20 protein-coding genes are annotated in these 19,327 nt (G+C 67.2%); 9 read left to right on the plus strand and 11 right to left on the minus strand.

What is annotated here, in order from left to right:
• From ACN469_RS30955 to ACN469_RS30965, 3 genes are read left to right on the plus strand one after another with little or no spacing between them, the layout of a single operon-like run.
• Complete coding sequence (locus tag ACN469_RS30955) at positions 1 to 732, plus strand: hypothetical protein (RefSeq protein WP_498773706.1); 732 nt, start codon at positions 1 to 3, stop codon at positions 730 to 732.
• On the plus strand, positions 725 to 1,801 hold the full coding sequence (locus ACN469_RS30960) for a YheT family hydrolase (protein ID WP_498773708.1): 1,077 nt from the start codon (positions 725 to 727) through the stop codon (positions 1,799 to 1,801). The genes ACN469_RS30955 and ACN469_RS30960 overlap by 8 nt, the downstream gene beginning before the upstream one ends.
• The gene (locus ACN469_RS30965; protein WP_498773710.1) at positions 1,788 to 2,174 is read left to right on the plus strand and encodes an acyl-CoA thioesterase; all 387 of its coding nucleotides are present in this window, start codon (positions 1,788 to 1,790) and stop codon (positions 2,172 to 2,174) included. The genes ACN469_RS30960 and ACN469_RS30965 overlap by 14 nt, the downstream gene beginning before the upstream one ends.
• A gap of 4 nt (positions 2,175 to 2,178) precedes the next feature.
• Here ACN469_RS30965 and ACN469_RS30970 read toward each other — a convergent pair whose 3' ends face one another.
• Positions 2,179 to 3,351, minus strand: coding sequence for a hypothetical protein (locus ACN469_RS30970; RefSeq protein ID WP_498773712.1), 1,173 nt, complete (start codon positions 3,349 to 3,351; stop codon positions 2,179 to 2,181).
• Between the two features lie 214 nt (positions 3,352 to 3,565).
• Between ACN469_RS30970 and ACN469_RS30975 the strand changes: the two genes are divergently transcribed.
• A complete protein-coding gene (locus ACN469_RS30975; protein WP_498773714.1) occupies positions 3,566 to 3,787 on the plus strand; it encodes a hypothetical protein in 222 nt (73 codons plus the stop codon).
• A 59-nt stretch (positions 3,788 to 3,846) separates the two neighbouring features.
• On the opposite strand, the gene ACN469_RS30980 is transcribed toward ACN469_RS30975, so the two are convergent.
• Positions 3,847 to 6,519 (minus strand): peptidoglycan recognition protein family protein, encoded by a 2,673-nt coding sequence (locus ACN469_RS30980; RefSeq protein ID WP_498773716.1) that lies wholly within the window; start codon positions 6,517 to 6,519, stop codon positions 3,847 to 3,849.
• Between the two features lie 36 nt (positions 6,520 to 6,555).
• On the minus strand, positions 6,556 to 7,437 hold the full coding sequence (locus ACN469_RS30985) for an OmpA family protein (RefSeq protein ID WP_498773718.1): 882 nt from the start codon (positions 7,435 to 7,437) through the stop codon (positions 6,556 to 6,558).
• A 266-nt stretch (positions 7,438 to 7,703) separates the two neighbouring features.
• Between ACN469_RS30985 and ACN469_RS30990 the strand changes: the two genes are divergently transcribed.
• Together ACN469_RS30990 and ACN469_RS30995 are read left to right on the plus strand one after the other, a co-directional pair.
• Positions 7,704 to 8,258 carry a hypothetical protein gene (locus tag ACN469_RS30990; RefSeq protein WP_498773720.1) on the plus strand — a complete coding sequence of 185 codons (555 nt, stop codon included), beginning with the start codon at positions 7,704 to 7,706 and terminating at the stop codon, positions 8,256 to 8,258.
• Positions 8,259 to 8,273: 15 nt separating this feature from the next.
• Complete coding sequence (locus ACN469_RS30995; protein WP_498773722.1) at positions 8,274 to 8,819, plus strand: hypothetical protein; 546 nt, start codon at positions 8,274 to 8,276, stop codon at positions 8,817 to 8,819.
• A 7-nt stretch (positions 8,820 to 8,826) separates the two neighbouring features.
• Here ACN469_RS30995 and ACN469_RS31000 read toward each other — a convergent pair whose 3' ends face one another.
• Positions 8,827 to 9,369 (minus strand): hypothetical protein, encoded by a 543-nt coding sequence (locus tag ACN469_RS31000; RefSeq protein ID WP_498773724.1) that lies wholly within the window; start codon positions 9,367 to 9,369, stop codon positions 8,827 to 8,829.
• A 97-nt stretch (positions 9,370 to 9,466) separates the two neighbouring features.
• Between ACN469_RS31000 and ACN469_RS31005 the strand changes: the two genes are divergently transcribed.
• Both ACN469_RS31005 and ACN469_RS31010 read left to right on the plus strand, forming a co-directional pair.
• Positions 9,467 to 10,192 (plus strand): TetR/AcrR family transcriptional regulator, encoded by a 726-nt coding sequence (locus ACN469_RS31005; RefSeq protein WP_498773726.1) that lies wholly within the window; start codon positions 9,467 to 9,469, stop codon positions 10,190 to 10,192.
• A 9-nt stretch (positions 10,193 to 10,201) separates the two neighbouring features.
• Positions 10,202 to 11,092, plus strand: a complete 891-nt coding sequence (locus ACN469_RS31010; protein ID WP_498773728.1) for a lytic transglycosylase domain-containing protein — start codon at positions 10,202 to 10,204, stop codon at positions 11,090 to 11,092.
• Between the two features lie 49 nt (positions 11,093 to 11,141).
• Here the strand turns inward: ACN469_RS31010 and ACN469_RS31015 are convergent, their stop codons facing one another.
• From ACN469_RS31015 to ACN469_RS31040, 6 genes are all read right to left on the minus strand, one after another.
• The gene (locus ACN469_RS31015) at positions 11,142 to 12,266 is read right to left on the minus strand and encodes a hypothetical protein (RefSeq protein WP_498773729.1); all 1,125 of its coding nucleotides are present in this window, start codon (positions 12,264 to 12,266) and stop codon (positions 11,142 to 11,144) included.
• Positions 12,263 to 13,084 carry an Imm49 family immunity protein gene (locus ACN469_RS31020; RefSeq protein WP_498773731.1) on the minus strand — a complete coding sequence of 274 codons (822 nt, stop codon included), beginning with the start codon at positions 13,082 to 13,084 and terminating at the stop codon, positions 12,263 to 12,265. Before ACN469_RS31020 ends, ACN469_RS31015 begins: the two co-directional genes overlap by 4 nt.
• A gap of 9 nt (positions 13,085 to 13,093) precedes the next feature.
• Entirely contained in the window at positions 13,094 to 13,690 is a 597-nt protein-coding gene (locus ACN469_RS31025; protein ID WP_498773733.1) for an imm11 family protein, read from the minus strand.
• A gap of 1 nt (position 13,691) precedes the next feature.
• Positions 13,692 to 14,492 (minus strand): AHH domain-containing protein, encoded by an 801-nt coding sequence (locus ACN469_RS31030; RefSeq protein WP_498773735.1) that lies wholly within the window; start codon positions 14,490 to 14,492, stop codon positions 13,692 to 13,694.
• Between the two features lie 27 nt (positions 14,493 to 14,519).
• Positions 14,520 to 14,990, minus strand: a complete 471-nt coding sequence (locus tag ACN469_RS31035) for a DUF4150 domain-containing protein (protein ID WP_498773737.1) — start codon at positions 14,988 to 14,990, stop codon at positions 14,520 to 14,522.
• Positions 14,991 to 15,058: 68 nt separating this feature from the next.
• Positions 15,059 to 16,390 carry a TIGR02270 family protein gene (locus tag ACN469_RS31040; RefSeq protein WP_498773739.1) on the minus strand — a complete coding sequence of 444 codons (1,332 nt, stop codon included), beginning with the start codon at positions 16,388 to 16,390 and terminating at the stop codon, positions 15,059 to 15,061.
• Positions 16,391 to 16,707: 317 nt separating this feature from the next.
• On the opposite strand from ACN469_RS31040, the gene ACN469_RS31045 reads away from it, so the two are divergent.
• Positions 16,708 to 18,390 (plus strand): vWA domain-containing protein, encoded by a 1,683-nt coding sequence (locus ACN469_RS31045; protein WP_498773741.1) that lies wholly within the window; start codon positions 16,708 to 16,710, stop codon positions 18,388 to 18,390.
• Here ACN469_RS31045 and ACN469_RS31050 read toward each other — a convergent pair.
• Complete coding sequence (locus tag ACN469_RS31050; protein WP_498773743.1) at positions 18,384 to 19,127, minus strand: glucosamine-6-phosphate deaminase; 744 nt, start codon at positions 19,125 to 19,127, stop codon at positions 18,384 to 18,386. The two genes, ACN469_RS31045 and ACN469_RS31050, sit on opposite strands and share 7 nt — an antisense overlap.
• Between the last annotated feature and the right edge of the window lie 200 nt (positions 19,128 to 19,327).

Here is a 19,327-nt window from a genome sequence, read left to right on the forward strand (position 1 = left end):
ATGCCTGACTTCATCCATGTCCTCCTCGGCCTCGCGCTGGGCTACGTCATCTCGTCCTACGTCGAGTCCTTCATGCACGAGTACGTGTCCGACGCGCGCCCGAAGGCGGTGCGCGCCTGGTCCCGCGCGCCGTGGCTGTTCCGGCCGCTCATCAACACGCACTTCTCGCACCACACCATCCACCACGTGAGGACGTTCCGGAACGACCACATCACCCAGTTCCGCAGCGAGGACGAGAAGCAGAAGCTCACCGAGGAGCTGGTCCAGCGCGGCAAGCACGGGCTCACCATCATCCGGGGCGCCTTCGCCACGCGGCTCCACGGCGAGGGGGCGTTCGTCTTCGTCTCGCCGCTCGTCATCTTCTTCCCGCTGTTCTACTTCACGCTCAAGCCCATCGGCTTCCTGGCCGGGTGCGTGACGCTGCTGTTGCCGCCCTTCATGAGCCACTTCGTGCACCCGTACCTGCACCGGCCCTTCGAGGAGGGCCAGCGCACGGCGCCCCGGTGGCTCGCGTGGTTCCTGGGCACGCGGTATGGCCGGGCCATCTACCGCAACCACTTCCTGCACCACCGCTATGGCGGCGTGTCGAACTTCAACCTGGTGCTGGGCGCGGACTACGTGCGGGGCCGCACGCGCGTGCTGACGCCCAAGGACCTGGAGGTCATGGCGAACATCGGCATGCCCCTGCCCGAGGACGCCGCGGTGCCGCCGGCCGAGGCCCTCCGTGGCTGAGCTCCTGAGCGCGTTCGAGGCGCCCTGGTGGCTGCGCTCCTCGCACGTGCAGACGGTGGTGCCGCACCTGGACCCGCGCCGCTACGACGTGGCGTCCGAGCACGTCCGGCACGAGCTGCCGGACGGTGACTTCGCGGACGTGCACTGGCTGAACCGCGAGGGGACGGGGCCGCTGTTCATCCTGCTGCCGGGCATGCAGGGCACGCCGAACTCCATCTACATCCGCGCCCTGCTGTGGGAGCTGTCCCAGCGGGGGCTGCGAGCGGCGGTGCTGTGCCACCGGGGTGGAGCACTCGCCAACCGTCGGGCGCCGTTCTACCACGCGGCCTTCACCGAGCACCTGGCGTGGCTCATCACCACCCTGCGCGAGAAGGAGCCCCGCACGCCGCTGTACGCGGTGGGCTTCTCGCTGGGCGGCAGCATGGTGATTCGCTACCTCGCCGAGACGGGGCACCACAGCCACCTGAAGGCGGCGGCGGCGGTCTCGCTGACGTTCGATTTGTCCAGCACGGCCCGGCGCGCGTGCGAGGGCATCAATCAGCTCTACCAGCTGCGCGTGCTGCGCTCCTATCAGCGCGTGGCGCGGCTCAAGGCCCACCTGCCGGAGTACGTGTCACGCCTGGACGCGCTGAAGGGGCTGCGCAGCATCCGCGACTTCGACGAGGTCTTCACCGCGTCCCTGCACGGCTTCGACGACGCGGAGGACTACTACCGCCGCTGCAGCAGCCGGCAATTCCTCGCGGGAATCGAGACGCCCTTCCTCATCCTCAATGCCGAGGATGACCCCCTGGTGGCGCGCGACACCCTCCCCGCCGCGAAGGAGCTGCGCGGGCATGTCCGCCTGGAAGTCACGCCGCACGGTGGGCACCTGGGTTTCATGTACCGACAGCCTTCCGGGCTTTGTTACTATCCGCCGTCCCGCCTCATCTCGTTCTTCTTGCAGGAGCAGCGCGAAGCACATGAATCTCTATCTCAGGCTGTTGTGGGTCATGCTGTCTTCGATTTGGAAGCCGGAGATGCGCGTGGAGGCGTTGACGAGCACGCTGGAAAAGCGCGTGTGGCTCAATGACCTGGACCTGAACCTGCACATGAACAATGGGCGGTTCCTGACGGTGTGTGACTTGAACCGGGTGGACCTGTTCATCCGCACGGGCCTGCTGGCGCTGATGATGAAGAACAAGTGGGCGCCCATCATCGTGCGCCACACCATGGACTATAAGAAGTCGCTGCCGCCGTTCCGGAAGTACACGGTGTCGATGACGATTGCGCGCTGGGACGACAAGTACTTCTACGCCACGCACCAGTTCATCTCGAACGGCAAGGTGGTGGCGGAGGGCGAGTCCACCGCCGTCATCCTCGGCAAGAAGGGCGTCATCCCGCCCGCGCAGGTGATTGAGGCCGTCAACGCGCGCCAGGGCCGCACCGAGGCGCTCCCGAGCTGAAGCGTCAGAGCGGCCGACAGAACCGGGGCTGGAGGGGCGTGGTCAACAGCACGCCCTCCGGCAGGGCCGTCGACTCCTTCCACGTCGTCACGCGCGCGGGAAACAGCCGGGCCTCCTTGTCGACCTGCACGATGAGCCCCCCGTCCGGCAGCGCCAGCAACGAAGCACCGCCGGGCCCTTCATGGATGCGCACGCGCTTGTTGTCGCTGGTGATGCGCTCCACGACATGGCGGAGGATGCTCGTCGGCTCCGGCGTCGAGGCATCGCACCAGAACTCCACGGCCGACACCCAGAGCGCGTCTCCCACTGTCACGGCCTGGAGGAAGGGCTGCTTCGCGGGCACGGTGTTGTGCGGGAGGCTCCGACGCGTCGACGCCTGGACGAGCGCCTTTGCCTCCCTCACCCAGCCCTCGGGGAGCCCGAGCAGCACGGAGCCCTCGGAGATGAGCTCTCCCTGGGCAGACACGGAGCGATTGCTCCGGCTGCTCTCGGTGGCCACGTCACGCCACCCGCTGAACTGGGGGAGCGAGGGGTTGGTCTGGTCGCTGTTCTGGACGCGGAAGGCCCACTTGCCTTGGACTTCGCTCCACTGGAGCGCCTGCGGACCGCGGTAGTCCGGAGTGGGGCTGCGCACGGGAGTCGTCGGGCTCCCTGTCACGGCGTCACGGACGCTCACCTCCAGGTCCGTGAGCATCGACGGCAGGCCGAGCCCGAGGCTTCCCCGGACGAGCAGCACGCTCGCGCGGTCGGTCGACAGGCGCGCGGTGATGACGCCGGGCTCCAGCGGTCCCGCCGGAACGAAGCGGTGCTGCTTGGGCAGATAGGCGCCCGCGCGGAGCAACGCGGGAGGCGGCGTCACATAGGCCTCCGAGCCATCACCCTCCTCGCTCCGTGGCGCCGAGGGTTTCCACCACACCAGGGGGAGGCCCTGGGTCAGCGCCGCGCGCCAGGAGGACTCGAGCTGAGGCAGTCTCGCGGCCAACGCCCGTCCCGGCTCGCTCTCACGGAGCGGCGCGAGTCCGGCGTCCGTCGCCCAGAGGGAGGCGAAGCGCGGGAGGTCGGACTGGAGGAGCGCTTCGAGGTCCCGTGCCGCCGCGACGAAGTCCTTCCGTCCCACGGCCGAGCGCACCGGATGCAACGCTGACTCCGTGTCCCGAGGAGCCTGAGCGGGGTCCACGCCGAGCAGCACCGGGCCCGCCGGAGAGGACGGGGCGGCGGATGCTGCCCCTACCGCAGGTTGGGGCACAGCGCCCGTGAGGGGCTGCGCGGTCGCGGCAGGCGGCGTGGATACGGACTGTTGAGGACCAGCTCCCGCCATGGGCTGGGCAGCGGCGGGCGGCGACGTCCGCGCGGATTGCGGCTGAGGCTTTGGCTCCGTCGAGGCCGGTAGGGTGCTCGGCGACGCCACCGGGGACCGCTCCGGGGGGACAGGCACGGTCGAGGACGACTCGGCGGCGACCGCCTGCCGACAGGCACCGGTCAGCAGCGGCAGCACCACCATCCATCCCAGCACCCGACGCCCCATGGACGACCTCCAGCGACTCCCGAGCGACGCGGGCTTGTGTCGGGCCTCCTTCACGGAGGGGCTCGCCACGGTGAGCCCCCATCGCTGACCTCGCCCGGGGTGTCGTCGTTCCTCGCGCACGCGCATGGGGACCATCTTGGCACCGACTCAGGGCGCGTGCAGGTGGAGGCGCATCTGCCCCAGCTCCGCCTGGAGCGTGGCGAACTCGGGGGTGGCGGCCGTCAGCTGCGCATCCGTGGCCGCCGTCGCCGCGCGCAGCCGCGTCAGCCACTCCCGGCTGTTGGCCGTCGCGTCCACCTGGGGTCGAGTCGCTCCGTCGGCGTCCTGCAACATCTCCAGCACCACCGAGCCCGCGCCCTCGCGGTTGTTCAGGTACGTCACCACCCGCTGCACCGTCTGGAAGAACTCGAACCAGTTCGCCGCCGTGGTGCCATTGCCGGGGCGCACGTCCACGGCGTTGCCCGCGAGGTGCTGTCCCGCCCGAGCGCTCAGCGCGTTGACCTCCAGCGCCACATGGCTCAGCACCACCGTGACGCCGTGCTGACGGTCGTTGATCATCTCCAGGGCATCCAGCAGGCGCATCCGGAAGCGCGTCGTCTGCTGCGGCGCCGCGGCCAGCGCCGTCAAATCACAGAGCCGGTCCACCGTGACTTCGTAGAGGTTGTCGTTCCACCGGACCTCCGCGTACCCCTGCGGCGGCGCCACGGAGGGCACGGGATTCACGAAGCGCACCACGTACCCGTTCTCCACGGCGATGGTGCTCGACACCTGTCCACGCGTCTTGTCCTGCGAGCGCAGAATCTGCTCGTGCCGCGTGACGCGCTCGTTCATCCACTGCATGAACACGAGCGGGTGCAGGTGCCAGACATGCGAGTCGCCCAGGAAGGGCCCGATGACGGCCTCGGTGGCGACGCCCTGCATGTCCGTGTGGAAGCACAGGGGCCGGATGTTCGCCTCCCATTGCTCGCTCGTCAGGGCCTGCGTCAGCTCCACCTCGACGGCCGGCTGTCCCACGACGAGGCTCTGGCTGAGCTGCTCGCGCGTCTCCAGGCTCCACTCGCTGCGGAAGCGCACGGCCATCTGACGCAAGTCGCTCACCGCGGTGCGGACATCGACCTGGGTGATGGGCGGATAGCCCCGCCCCTGGAGCCAGTCATCCAGCGCGGGCACCTCGCAGACCAGGTCCTCCGTGGTGTCCTCCATCCGGTTGGCCGCCTCCACCCACGGGCTGTCGGCGAACAGGGACACGTCCGCGGTGGTGAAGACCTCCACGTGCACCGTGGGCCCATACACGGGACCCGAGGCGTCGAGCCCGGTGATGTACGTGCCCGAGTGGCCCATCAGGTCACTGAGCAGCACGGGCTGGTCGGGATAGAAGATGTCGCCGTTGTCCGGCGCCTGCTCCGTCGGATGGTCGATGAAGTAGTGGTTGAGCCAGTCCGGATGGGCCGCGTAGTCGACCACCGCCGCCCCCGCGGCGCTCCGCGCAATCACCTGCGGTCTCAGGTGCATGTAGAGGGAATAGACGGTTTCCGTGGAGTCGGCTCCGTAGTCGACCTCCCCCTCGCGGTTCGCGTCCTCGCGCACGTGCACCTCGTGGCGCACGAGCACGAAGCAGCGGCTGTAGCGAGGCTCGACCCCCTGCACCAGCCCGTTGACGACGCGCGCGGCGACGATGCGGCCATTGGCCATGGCGTAGACCGGCCGCGCGTTCTCCCCCGAGGGCAGGTGGATGCCGCCGTGCCACAGGCGGTTGAGGCCCACCGGGAAGTAGCCACCACCCGCGCCCTCGCAGGCGGTGAAGTAGCTGTCGCGACGGTTGGCGGCGTTGTACGCCGTCATCGCGATGTAGTCGGCGGAGCGCGCCGTCTCCAGGTAGTTCAGCGCCCGCGTCGTGTCGTCCAGGTTGACGGGGTACCACCACTCGTCGCTGATGCCGCGCTTGAGCCGGTAGAAGTCCATGGACGCGCCCGGGTCCGAGCGGTCCGCCTGGATGTTGTTGTGCCCGATGAGGCCCTGGAAGGAGCGCACCCGCTCCTTGTTCTGGAGCACCGCGGGCGTGTTCACCTCGATGAGGTCCTGGACGTCAATCCAGGGCTGCTCGACGCCGGTGGCCGGGTGCAGCAGGAAGGCCTTCGGGATGCGATTCATCTCGCACATGCACTTCGCCCACTTCACCAGCGTCTGGTACTGCTCCTCGGTGAAGAGCACGTCCAGCGGGTACGTGGCGCGGTTGTCATTGCGCTCGTCGTCGAACGTCGCGACCTTGATGTAGTAGTAGGCGCGATTGGCGCTGGTGCTCTGGAGCACCGTCCCGCCATTGATTTTGCCCAGCTTGTAGCGGCGCGTGCCGCCCGTCTTCGAGCCCGGGTGGGTGCTGTAGTTGCACTCGGCGGGGACAACCGTCACCGTCTGGAAGTCGATGCCAGGATAGCCATTGACGCTGTATTGCGTGGGGCCCTGCTGAATCTTGCCGAAGCGCGCCAGCTCCACGCCGATGGACGTGAGGTTGACGAAGCTGTACTGCCCGGTGAAGTCAGGCGAGCCACCTACGTGGTTGGTGCGGACAATCATCTCCTCGCACTGGTACAGCGTCCCATCCAGGTCGATGTTGAAGGTCGCGCCGAACCAGTCGGAGCCATTGAGCTGCCAGTTCCCCGCCACCCAGCCGTGGGTGTAGTGCAGGGTGATGGTCCGCGTAACGTTGCGGTGGCGAGTCGCCGCGTTCCACGCCGGGGTACTCGCGGACGGCTGCTGGTCTCCCACCGCGGTCAACACATCGGTACGTCCGTAGAGTCTCAGGACTTCCGGAACGGGCATGGTGGCTCCACGCGAGCTGAGGGCAGGACAGCCGCCTCAGACAGAGAAGAAGAAGGTGTGGCGCGGGGTGATGGGCAGATAGCTGCGCTGGTAGCTGGCCTGGGCCCCGTAGAGCTGCGCGCCCGGAGGGCTCTGGCGCGAGAAGTCCGGCGGCGGCTCCTCGAAGAAGACCAGCTCCACGCGGCGGTTGACCTGTGAGCGCAGGTTGTCCTGGCCCTTGCCTTCGATGGGCCAGTCCTCGCCGCACCCGAGCACCTCGGGCGAGGCGAAGCTCAGCGCGCCCCGCGCGGCCTTCAGGTCCACGCGTCCGGCGACATACGTCTCGTAGAGCTGGAAGACGGCCTTCCAGTCCTCCACGCCCGGCGCGCGGGAGTCCGGCGGCTTCGAGCCGTGCACGGCCTCCACGGCCTTGCGGAACGCCTTGAGCGCCGCCGTGGTGCGCGCCCCGTGCTTGCCATCGATGCCGCCCGGGTCGCAGTCCCAGCCGTACTCGTCCGCCACCCAGGTGAGCACCGTCTGATAGTCCTGCACGGTGTGCTCGGCGCACGAGGACGCCCAACCCTCCTTGTCGCCCGTCAGGAAGAGATGGACGTTCTGCGCGCGGGCCTTCGACAGGGCGCGGTTGGAGCCATCCCCTCCGACGCTGTCGGTGTGCCCGGCGACGAGCAGGGTCTGCTTCTTCTCCAGCGCGTACTCGAGCGCGCGGATGACACACGTCAGTCCGCCGGTGTGCCCCTCGCGCCAGTTCTCGCGCGCGTGAGGCGCGGGCAGCAGCACGGCACTGCCGGAGTGGAAGGTGAGGTCGTCCAGCTCCACCACGACAGCCGCGCGGCGCTTGAGGACCAGGGTGTGGGCCTCACCCGTGGGCAACCCGAGGCCCGACGTGAGTTTCCGCGCGGTGACCTTGTTGTGAGACATCCTCGCCCCCCGGACCGCTGTTGTTGGAAGCTGAACTCTAATCGCTCTTTCACCGCGCGTGCGAGTCCTCCGCGCAAGAAGTCGGCGCACGAGGAGGAAGCGCGCCCATCATTTTCATCCCCGCGGCTTCCGTTTCAGCGCCCGCCGCCGAATGATGGTCGACGGGCCGGACTTCCTTCGTGGAACAGCACATGACGATGGCAACACCTTCGACGAGACGACGTGCGGCATCCCTCCGACGACATGGGTCGGCCCTTGCCTGCATCTTGGCGGTCGGCACCGGCGCGGCCGCCCAGGCCCAGGAGCCAGCGGGCGCGGAGCCCTACCGCCTGGGCCTGCTGGTGGACGCGGGCGCACCCCATGGCATCGGCGTGTCCGCGGTCTTCAAGCCCCTGCCCTGGCTGCGGCTGCAGGCGGGGCCCACCACCAACACGCTGAGCCTGGGTTTTCGTGGCGGCCTGAGCATCCTTCCGATGGACACGTTCATCTCCCCCTCCATCAACGCGGAGGGCGGGCATTACTTCGGCTCCGACTACAACGACGTGGTGGACTGGCTCGGCGCCACGCCCACGTCGGCGACGTCGGCCATCCGTGACATCAGCTACGACTACGTCGCCGCCAGCGTGGGGCTCGAAATCGGCGCCGCCAGCCGGTTCAACTTCTTCCTGCACCTGGGCTTGAGCTACGTGCGCATGGGCGTGGACGACGCGAGCGCGCTCATCGCGGAGGCCACGGACGACTCGGACATCACCGCGCGAAACCTCACCCTGCGCGCCACCATCCCCTCCGTGAAGGTGGGCTTCCTCTTCTATTTCTTCTGAGTCTGGAGACACACCATGCGAACGAATACCTTCCGCGCCCTGGTGCTCTCCACCTGTGCGCTTGTCGCGACCGGCTGCGACTCGCTCTTCTTCATCGAGGCGGAGGCCGAGGAGATCTGCAAGGCCGAGCCTGACGTCGACTTCCCCGCCGCCCTGCCCGGCACCCTCAACCTCCAGTACTCGCTGGACTTCCCGCTGGGCGACTTCGACGAGGCGCTTCCCCAGGACACCGACGTGGAGACGGAGCTTCGGCTCAAGGTCTTCGAGGTGACGTCCAGCACGGACCTGAGCGGCATCGAGCGCGCCAGCGTCTCCGTGGTCCGCCCGGGCACCAGCGAGAGCCTCCTCATTGGCGAGTACCGCCGCACCAACACGTCGCCCACGCAGTCCATCCGGCTCACCGGCAGCGGCGCGGTGAACCTGCTGGACATGGCCCGCGAGGACTCGCTGGAGCTGGTCTTCGACGCCCGGGGCTCGCTGCCCACGCGGGACTGGAGCGCGCGGCTGGAGGCGTGCGCGGGCGTGCGCGCCAGGGCGAACTACTTCGACCTGGTCTTCTAGGTCCGCGTCACGGGTGCGCGGGGGACGCGGACGTCAGGCGCTCCCCCGTGCCCACGGGCACCACCGGTACCGTGGAGGCCGAGGGCTGCACGCCCAGGTGCTCGCGCCGCGTGCCCAGCAGGTTGTCGAAGAACGGGTGCGTCACGCACCAGTTCGCGTTCTGGTCCGAGCCCAGGTGGTGGTCGTAGTGCCAGGGCAGGTGCTCGCGAGCCCACTTCGGGTCCAGGTGCGCGCGGCGGTGGACCCGGTAGTAGTTCACCGCGCAGGCCCACACGGTGCCCACGAAGAAGGGCGCCACCGGGAACAGCGGCGCATGCGCCAGGGCCACGGCGGCCAGCCCCAGGAGCTCCTTCGTCTGGGCGGACCACGTCCACAGCGAGCGCAGGTACTGGTCATCCAGCATGTCGTGCTTGCGGGACGCCTGGTGGTGCTCGTGCCAGTGGAAGCCCCAGAAGCTTCCCCGGTGTCGTCCCAGGCCATGCAGCACGTACTTGTGCAGCGCCCATTCACCGAAATTGGAGTACGCCCAGCCTAGAGGGATGCCGATCATCGTCGCTCTCCAGCGGGGCGCCCGGCCGACTCCCCGCCCTCGATATCATGACTATTTGGTCACTCTTTATCTATCACGCAATGAGTCGGAGCGCACGATGGTGAGCCGCGACGGCACGAGGGACAGGGGCGTGGAGGCGGACAAGCGGCCGGGGAGGCCGGGTGGCCGGAGGGAGACGGCGCGGCGGGAGCGAAAGAAGGAGCTGGAGGACGCGGCGCTGCGGCTCTTCGTGGAGCGGGGGCTGGACGCGGTGACCATCGACGACATCACCCAGGCCGCGGGCGTGGCCAAGGGGACGTTCTACCGGTACTTCGTCGACAAGGCGGCGTTGGTGGAGGCGCTGCTGGAGCCGGTGCGGGGCGAGCTGCTCTCGGGGCTGGAGGCGTGCGGCCAGGCGCTCGGGAAGGCGCGCGGGGTGGAGGCGATGTTCGAGGCGTACCGGGCCATGGCGGCCGTCATCGCGAGCGCGCTGTTGCAGTACCCGGGGGTGGTGCGGCTGTACCTCCAGGAGAGTCGGGGGCCGGCGGTGGGGGCACGTCAGAAGGTGGCGGAGCTGGCGCGGGAGGTGTCGCGGCACGCGGTGGACATCACCCAGAAGGCGCACACGCATGGGCTCTTGCGGCCGATACGGCCGGCGGTGAGCGGGCTCGCGGTGGTGGGGGCGGTGGAGCGGTTGTTGCTGGCGGTGTTGAGCGAGGAGGACATCGGCAATCCGCTGGAGTTGCCGGATGCGCTGACGACGCTGGTGTTGGATGGGCTGCGAGTGCCGCCTGGGACACGCGCGGGGGGCCGGAAGTTGGACGGAGGGGCCAAGCGCACTTAAGGGTGGAGTGTGGCGCGCAAGCGGGCCCTGGGTGGCTTCAGCATTCCGTGGTGGGCGTGGGTGGGGCTGGCGGCCGTCGTGCCGGTGGTCCTCATCAACGGGGCCATCTCGTGGCTGGGTGACACGCATGTGTCGCCGTTGTCGCTGTCGTTCCTGGAGATGAAGGTGAACGCGCTGCGCACGTATGTGGCGCACCGGCCGTCGTGTCTGTGGGATGGGCACGAGCCGTTGGAGCCGCTCATCGCGCAGGCGGAGCGGCGGCACGGGCTGCCTCCGGGGTTGTTGCAGGCGTTGGTGCTGGTGGAGTCGGAGGGGCGGGTGCACCGCATCTCTCCGGCGGGAGCGATGGGGCCCGGGCAGTTGATGCCCACCACGGCGGTGATGTTGAAGGTGGAGGACCCGTTCGACCCGGCGCCCGCGCTGGATGGGAGCGCGCGGTATCTGGCCGAGCAGCTGCGTCGGTTCCGCGACGTGAGCCTCGCGGTGGCCGCGTACAACGCGGGGCCCGGCTCCGTGAATGGGCGGGTGCCGAGGAATGGGGAGACGGAGTACTACGTGCCCAAGGTGCTCGCGGCGTGGGTGCACACGAGGCCGCCGGAGCCGCCTCGCCCTGCGCCCGTCGTTGCTGCCCGTGCTCGGCCCGTGGTGGCCACGGTGGCGAAGCCCGTGGCGCCTGTGCGGCCCGCTGTGGCGCCGGTGAGCAAGAAGGCCGTGGCGGCGAAGCCCGTGGCGCCCGCGCGGCCCAAGGTCGTTGCCAAGCCTGCGCCAGCACGCACCACGGTGGTCGCCAAGCCCGTGGCGCCCAAGGCGAAGCAGAAGACAGAGGCTGCTCCCGCGAAGGCGCCAACGCGCGCGACGCAGGCGAAGCCCACTGTCACCGTGAACACGCGCCCGGGCTGAAGCCTCCGGAGTCGTCGCAGCAGCGCCCCCCGTGTGTGAAGACCGGGCCCTACCTCTTTGAATCAGCCTCGGGAGAGCGCAACAGCACGGCGGATACCTGCCCGGCATCCGAAAGCGAGCAGATGATCGCTTGTTCTGATGAAGCTCCCCCGCGAACGAAGTCACTCACGGCGAGGCCAACCCCCAGGGGGCCACTCGCCGCACCAATCTCTCCCAGGCATTCCGCTGGAATGGTGAGCCGACAGCGGTCGAAGTCGACGTGTGGATTGAGCAGGACCTGGGCATGTCCCCATGAGGTGGACTTCCAGGTTTCTCCATTCAAGTCGGCGATGAGATGACCCGCGAAAGGCTTCTTGGCGTGGGACAGGAGTTGTTCCACGCATTCCGCGAGAGCCCTCCCCGACCGCGGCGCTGAGGGTGCGACCCACGTGTCTGGAGCCGTCTGCTCGCGCTTGCCGAGCGGCCTCTCGGGAATGTGGCCCACGACCACACCTTCGACACAGGCTCCGATGAACGCGTTGCGTGCACGTGCTGCCACCGGGGATTCCACGAGGATGCAGACCGCGGCCTCGCCCGGCAACACCCCCACCGGTTGCTCGGCGTGCTTGAGGCGGCGATTTCCCGCGAGCCAGTCCAGGCTCATGGGGTCGAGATAGGAGTCGGCACCCAGGATGATGGCCCGCGCCAGTCGGCCGGACTCTATCTCCTTCCCCACGCGCTTCATGGCTTCACCCAAGCCACAATGTCCAAGCCCCAGGGCCTCGGCTCGCTCTTCGGCGAAAGGAAGCTCCACCAGCCCGCTCAAGGGGAGGGCAAAATCACGGAGCAACTCCTCCCGCGTCCCACTCATCCATCCCAGGAAGCGTTCCGGGTCGATGCGGGGGGCAAGCACCGTCAATCCCGTCTGCAACCAGAAGTTGTCCGAGGCCAGCGGAAGGCAGGCGGAGTGCAGGAGATCCGCCAAGGCGCCCGCCCCCAGCCTGAGCCAGGCGCCTGCCTGGAGGAATCCCTCGGCATAATCCGTCACGGGGTGCCCGACAAGTGGCTCGCCCCCAGGCCCCACGCTGTCGAGTTCCTGAGCACGGCTGAGCCCAGCGCGGATGGCGGCACAAGTGCCAGTCGCGCCGTAGCCCAAAGAGGTCAACATCCCCATTCCGGTGACCACCAGCCTCATCTGGTTCTCGCCGGACGCGCGCGGGGCGGACGGGCTTGAACCCGAGGCATCCCAGCCACTCGCATCCTCGCCAGTCCCGGAATGTACTTGTACTCAGGAGCAGTGCTCAGACCTCGGCGCTCGGCCATTCGTACCAGGGCCAACCCCTCGACGAAGACGAAGCGATTCGTCTCGTAGGCCTCGTCTTTCGCGCTCAACGCGCGCGCCTTCGCATGGAAGTACGCCGCCCGCTCTTCGATGAGGGTGTGTAGCGACACGTCGAAGCCTCGCTGATCGCGTGCGAGGAGGGCTTCGCAGATGGACAGTTGCGCGGGGACATCCCCTCCCACCAGGCGTCCAAACTCTTCCAGGATGCGTGCTGCCTCGCTCTCCGGTGCACCAGGCCCCTCCACGAGCCAGTGGATGAAGCGGCCATAGTGGAAGTCCTCCTCGAGTTCCTCCGCCTCGAGCAGCGACTTGCAAGACAGCTGGGCGATTTCGCACGCCACCTCGTCCGCGCCGGCGGCAAGCGCATCGCAGACAGCCGCGTACTGGGCTGTGCCACTGAAGCGGCCAAAAGGCAGGTCTTGCGAAGCCCTCAGCCGAAGCATTCGCCGCCTGGCCTCTCCTGAGCGTGCGAGGTGCTCATGAAAAGCCTTCACATCGGTGTAGCAGAGGAGCCTGGCGATGGCCCCGATGCGATGCCACTGGCAGAGATAGAAGAGGACCCGCTCCATCTGCGATGCCGGCCTCGTCCCGAGCGCGGCCTCGTCGCTCAGCAACTTGATGTTGATGACCGACGACTCCGCGATGTCCTTCAGCGAGGGTCGATCCACCATCGGCTCCTTTCAGTCACGCCACTCGCTCCCATAGTCGTCCAGGTCCTGGAAGATCATCCCCGTACATTTCGCATCGACGATGCTCATCCCAAGGTCCTCGCGGGCGACAAAAACTCGCAACTCCTCCTTGAGACGAAAGAGATTGGCCTCTGGCCCGATCCGTGGCTCGTCCAGAACGAGCTTCTTGATTCGATGCATCTGGTCGGGGTCCATGGCCGACCAGGTGCACTTGGTTTTCTTCAGGTTCACACATTCGATGCTGCCTAGAACATTGGCGATGAAGTACGGATTGGGCACCAGCCTTCGCTTCGGGTTTCGGAGCCGGATGCTCAGGAATTCAATCTGTGCGCTCGCCTTCTTTTCGAGAAGGGTCTTCAGCTTCTCCGACACGATGAGCAGGCCGAGCAGGTTGGGCACCGAGTCGCTCAGCTTGACGCCGTAATCCTCGGAGAGGTCGAAGACGAGGTCGGGGGGCACCCAGCGATTGACGGAGACCCCCTCGTGAATCAGGTGCTCGTCCGGACTTTCGAGCAGAAAGTCCGCCGTGTACTCCACCCAGGCCAGGGAGTCGTCCTCGTCATCGTGAACCCAGGGATAGTAGGTCATCCTATCTTCCCAATCCCTTCTTGGGCTTCAGGAATTGTTTGATGAGGGCATCGATGGACGCTGCCTTACCCAGGGGGCGGCTCTCGCCGAACTTGACGACATACTCCCAGTAGTCATCCTCGAGCTTTCTCAGCTGCTTGGGAATCGAAGCCGGCGGATTCCAGTCCTTACAGAACTTCTTGACCTGTGCCTTGAGCCTGTTGCGCAGGGTGTTCATGTCGAGCTTGACCAAGCCAGTATATTTTTTGTGGAAATCCCAGTGACAAGGGAGCTTGTGGAGATTGGCGCTCCGCAGGGATTCTCTCTTCCATTTCTGTCTGTGATTTTCCTGGGTCCTTGAACCGAGCGTGCTCCAATTGAGCTCACTGCGGAGGATCTCGAAGCCGTCAGAATAGCCCGGCAGGAAGATGATGTTGCGGCCCTCGTTGACGTCATAGTCAACCGCCCGGAGGATGGACAGTGGGTCCTCCGGGAATAGCTTGGGGTCCTGGAAGCACTCACAGGGCACCAGATGATGCCCCATGTTCTTGTACGGCTTGAAGAAGTTGTCCGCCGCGAACTGGTCGAGGTGATAGCCAGCGGCCTGCTGCTTGCGCGTCATGCCCTTGCTGATGGGCGAGCGCCCGATGAACTCCAGGCCGGCGATGATCTTCGCGTCGTTATCGTAGACCCGGGTGCGGCGCGCTCCATTGCCCGTGAGGAAGGTGAGACCCTCCTGGCGATATTTCTTGGAGGGCGCGCGCGTCAGCGTGGCCTTCTGCTTCTTCACCAGAAGATGTCGATTGGAGGCAGTCAGGGCCATGGCGGTGACCATCCTTGCGCTTGCAGTTCACTCCTTGATTTCATCCTTGCAGCAGCGACACTTGCTGGCATCCGGGTCCTTGGCCATGGACACGACGGGCGGCTGAATGAGCGGCGCGGGGGGCGTGTTCTTGTCGTTGTGCAGCATCAAGTCGAATGCCCGTGCCACACCCTTGCCCTCGATTTTCACGTCGAAGGAGTAATTGACAAACTCAGCCTTGCCCTTCGTCTTGTTCGAGGCGACCCCTCCGCCCGCGGTGCCAGCCTCGTCCCCCGTGCTGGTGCTGAAGTTGGAGTCCTTGACACACACCGGATTCCCCTCGACCTCTACCTTCTTGCTGCCTTTGGCGCTGTCAGCGGAGCGGGCAACATTGGGGTAGGGAATGGGCACAGGGCCCGCCGGACTCGGCGTCTTGCACACGTCCGGGGCGGCCACGGTCGTCCCATTGGATGACTTGTGCACCACTGACATCTTGTTGACTCCAACACTGTTCCCCATGGCGCCTCCGCGACCACCTGGCAACAGCTGGAAGTCTATCACTGGCGACGTGCCCCGCCCCCGTCGCTTCAGCCGCGCATCCACTCTGCGAAGGGGCGCAGGGCCCAGGCGTTTTCTACTGAACGACGCGCCTCCTGCATTTGTCGATACTGGCGATACGAGAGGTCTCGAGTCTCTATCCGAACCCCACGCCGGCTGCGAATGGCGACCTCGCGGGCGAGGACGGGCCGACGTCGCATGGGCCCCCCTTCGAGCGCCTCTAGCAGCCTCGCGGGTGTCCAGGGCCGGCCAAGCAGATAGCGAGTGTCCGGACTGAAGTCCTTTCTTGCCTTGTTCCACCAGGCACTCACGGCAGCGGCATTCGGCAGTGGGAGCTCCGCGTCCGGTCCTGGCGTGAGGTCCGTGTCGAGGTCCTCTTCCAAGGGAGGCAGTTCATCCGTGGACTCCGGGTCGCGCTCTTGCACCAGGTCTCCCTGGAGGACCAACCCCGTGATGGCACAGAATGCTTCCGCCGCCACGGCGGAACGGTGCGGCTCGTGCATCCACTCAAGACACGACTGAGCGACTGACGTCCGTCCACTGAAGCCAAGCGCCCAGAGCACGTCGCGTTGCAACGCTGACTCGCTCAACAGTCGCAGCAACCGTTCGATGTCAGCGTCCTGGCCTCCCATGGCAAGTGCGACCCTCGCCAGCTCACCGGAGGGTCCCTTCATTTCCACCAGGCGTCGACAGGCGTCCCACGCCCCCCGCATTCCGCAAAGGAGCCCTGCTTCGATGGCCGCCTCACGGACCCCAGGAATGGGGGAGTTCAGGGCATGGTGCACACAGGAAGGTGGCACATCTGCGGGCCAGAGCCTCGCGGCCCGCAAGGCCGCGGTCTTCACATGTGGGTCATCGTGCAGGAGCAGCTCGGTGAGCGCCGAGCCGGGGTGCACCTGCCGGAAGTCCAGGACATTGAGCAGCAGGGGGACCAGCGCCTCGTTCCTCCGGGTCAGGAGAGGAAGAATGCGCCCGGAGAGCCCTTCGTGCGGGCTCAACTCCAATGCTCGTCGACTGCCCTGGCGCCGCGCCTCGGAGCCCTCCGCAAGCGCTTGCAGCACCGCCTCAAAGTCCTCTCCGTCTCCATTGGAGAGCAGCGAAAAGCAGGCAACGCGCACACACTCCTCGTCGTCGCCTTTCAGGGCGGGTGCCAGCAGTCTCACAGCCACTTGCTCCCCACCGGCCGCCAGCGCATCGAGGTGCGCCAGCATCCGGTGCTCGTCACCTTCGGCAACCTCCTTCAGACAATAGGAAGCAGAGCCCAACCCATTCTCCCATTGAGTCCATAGGAACGAGGCCTCTTCCAGGTGTCGCTCCAGCACATCCCAGCGCAAGAGCTTATCTGGACGTGTCAGCATCATGGGGCGTCAGGCCCTCCATCCTGCCTCTCATCCCAATGACATGTCAGTCCGTGAGAGTCGAGGGGCGCGACCTCGCCATTCTTCAAGATCCAGCCAACAAAGTCAGGGACAGAACGAACTCCGCTGGACGGCCGTGGCAAGGTTCCCCGGAGGCTCTGCTGCTCCCATGGATGTATGGGAAACCGGCGGTCGACGCCCTTCCCCATATCAGCGGAGGAGGACCGCATCGGTCGGATGACCGACCTCCTCCCGTTGACCGACCTCGGGCGAATGACGGACGCGCGGCGTGAAGCACTCGTGCGACGAGTGGCTCACGCATGACGACTCCTTCCACGCCCCGAGGCTCCATGAGCAAGTCCTTGAAGGTCACCTTCGCCCTGCTGTCCGCAGCGCTCGCCTTCGTGGCCGGAGTCACCCTGTTCGGCGACAACATCCGCAAGCACTTCGGCGCGACCTGCGGGGCGCTCGCCGGCAGCCCGGACGTGGTGGCGCGCCAGAAGACCCTGCGCAGCTTCGGAGCGAACTCCGAGTACGGCAACGACGGCGCGTCGTCCTCCCTGCACCGCAAGTCGATGCAGCACTTCACCCAGGGCACCTACGTCACGGCGCCCGCCGACACCTTGGTCCACCCTGTGGAGCGCCTGGCCTCCAACGCCTACACCCGCACCGTGGATGACCCGCTCTCCACCTTCGCCGTGGACGTGGACACCGCCTCCTACGCCTTCTTCCGCCGCGCCGTGAAGAACGACCAACTGCCCTCCGCCAACACCGTCCGCGTCGAGGAGTGGGTCAACTACTTCCGCTACCGCGTCCCCGAACCCGCCCCCGGAGAGGGCGCCGTCCACGTCGCCCTGGAGGCCGCGCCCTCTCCCTTCACCCCGAGCCAGCACATCCTCAAGGTGAGCCTCCAGGGTCGCCACGTCGCCCAGGCCCAGCGCAAGTCCACGCACCTCGTCTTCCTCGTGGACACCAGCGGCTCCATGTCCGGCCCGGACCGGCTGGAGCTCGCCAAGACGTCCATGAAGCTCGCCGTCGCCGGCCTCAACTCCACCGACACCGTCACCATCTCCACCTACGCGGGCGACGTGCGCACCGTGCTGGACACCACGCCCGCGAGCCACCGCAGGCACATCGAATCCACCATCGACGACCTCACCTCGGGCGGCGGCACCGCCATGGGCAACGGCCTGGAGCTGGCCTATCAGCACGCCGTCCGCATGGCCGGCGGCGACCGCGTCTCACGCGTCATCGTCCTCACCGACGGCGACACCAACCTCGGCCGCAACCAGACGGCGGACGCCATGCTGGAGAGCATCAGCCGCTACGTGAAGGAAGGCGTCACCCTCTCCACCATCGGCTTCGGCATGGGCAACTACCGCGATGACCTGATGGAGCGCCTGGCCAACAAGGGCAACGGCAACTGCTTCTACATCGACTCCGAGCGCGAGGCCCGCCGCGTCTTCCAGGAGCAGCTCGGCGGCACCCTGGAGGTCATCGCCCAGGACGTCAAAATCCAGGTGGAGTTCGACCCCACCGCCGTGCGCGGCTACCGGCTGCTCGGCTACGAGAACCGCGCCATCGCCGACAAGGACTTCCGCGAGGACGCCGTCGACGCGGGCGCAATCGGCGCGGGCCACACCGTCACCGCGCTGTATGAACTGGACCTCACGGGCGAGGGCTCCACCGTGGCCACCGTCCGCGTCCGCGCCAAGAAGCCCGGCGACTCCGAGGTCTCCGAGCAGCGCTTCTCCCTGCCCCGCGACCAGGTACGCGAGACGCTGGCGAACGCATCCTCCGACCTGCGCTTCGCCCTCGCCGTCGCTGGCACCGCGGACCTCCTGCGCGGCACCGCACCCACCGATGACCGTGGCTTCGCGCGCCTCCACTCGCTCGCGGAAGACGCGACGGACGACCAGGCGGACCGCGAGGAGTTCCTCACCCTGCTCGGCAAGGTGCGCGAGCTGAGGTCACCCCGCGTCGCCCACTCGAAGACCTACTGAGTCCGCGTCGACAGCGCGCTCGCCGAGGCCCTGTCCAACCACACCTCCACGTCGCGGTGCAGCTGCAGGAACGAAGCGGGGCAGCGCGGAGTCACGGGGCCTTCCACCATGGCCTTCACTGCCTCCGCCTTGCCCTCGCCAAACGCCAGCAGCATCGCGCGCCGCGACTGGATGAGCGCCCCCATCCCCAAGGTCAACGCCTCCAGCGGCACACGGCTGGGGTCGTCTCCGAAGAGCATCGCGTTGGCCTCGCGCGTCTCCCGACTCAGCCGCGTGCGGTGACAGCGCGCCAGCAGGTGGTCGGCCGGCTCGTTGAAGGCCAGATGTCCGTTGGCGCCAATGCCCAGCAGCACCAATCCCAGCCCACCCTCGGCCGCCAGCTCCGCCTCGTAGCGCGCGCACTCCGCCACCGCGTCCGGCGCCGCGCCGTCGAGGAAGTGGATGCGCTCCTCCGACAGGTTCACCTTCCGGAAGAAGTGCCGGTCCATGTACGCGCGAAAGCTGCCTCCGTCGTCGCCCGACACGCCGAGCAGCTCGTCCAGGTTGAACGTCGTCGCGCGAGACCAGTCCAGCGCCCCACGCTCATGCAGCGCCACCAGCTCCCGGTACACGTTGAGCGGCGAGCGACCCGTGGGCAGCCCCAGCACCAGCGACGGATGAGACGTCACCGCCTCGGAGACGCGCGCGGCGCAGGCGACGGCCGCTTCCTGCTCGGACTCGAAGACTCGAAGATTCAAGGAGGCTCCCGACTCGCGAAAGAGGCGCGCACACGAGCATAGAAGCCACACCTCAAACACGAGCCCGGAGTCGGGAACGCGTTCACCGCGAGGCACGTCCGTGACAAATGCGGCGACCGTCTCTTTCCGATACTGCACAAACGCAACGCGTCATGCGCGACAGCCCGCATGCGAGGGCGTCGGAACGGAACGGCGGTAGA

This window comes from Corallococcus terminator, from assembly GCF_049194865.1.
In the GTDB taxonomy this organism is placed as follows: domain Bacteria; phylum Myxococcota; class Myxococcia; order Myxococcales; family Myxococcaceae; genus Myxococcus; species Myxococcus terminator_A.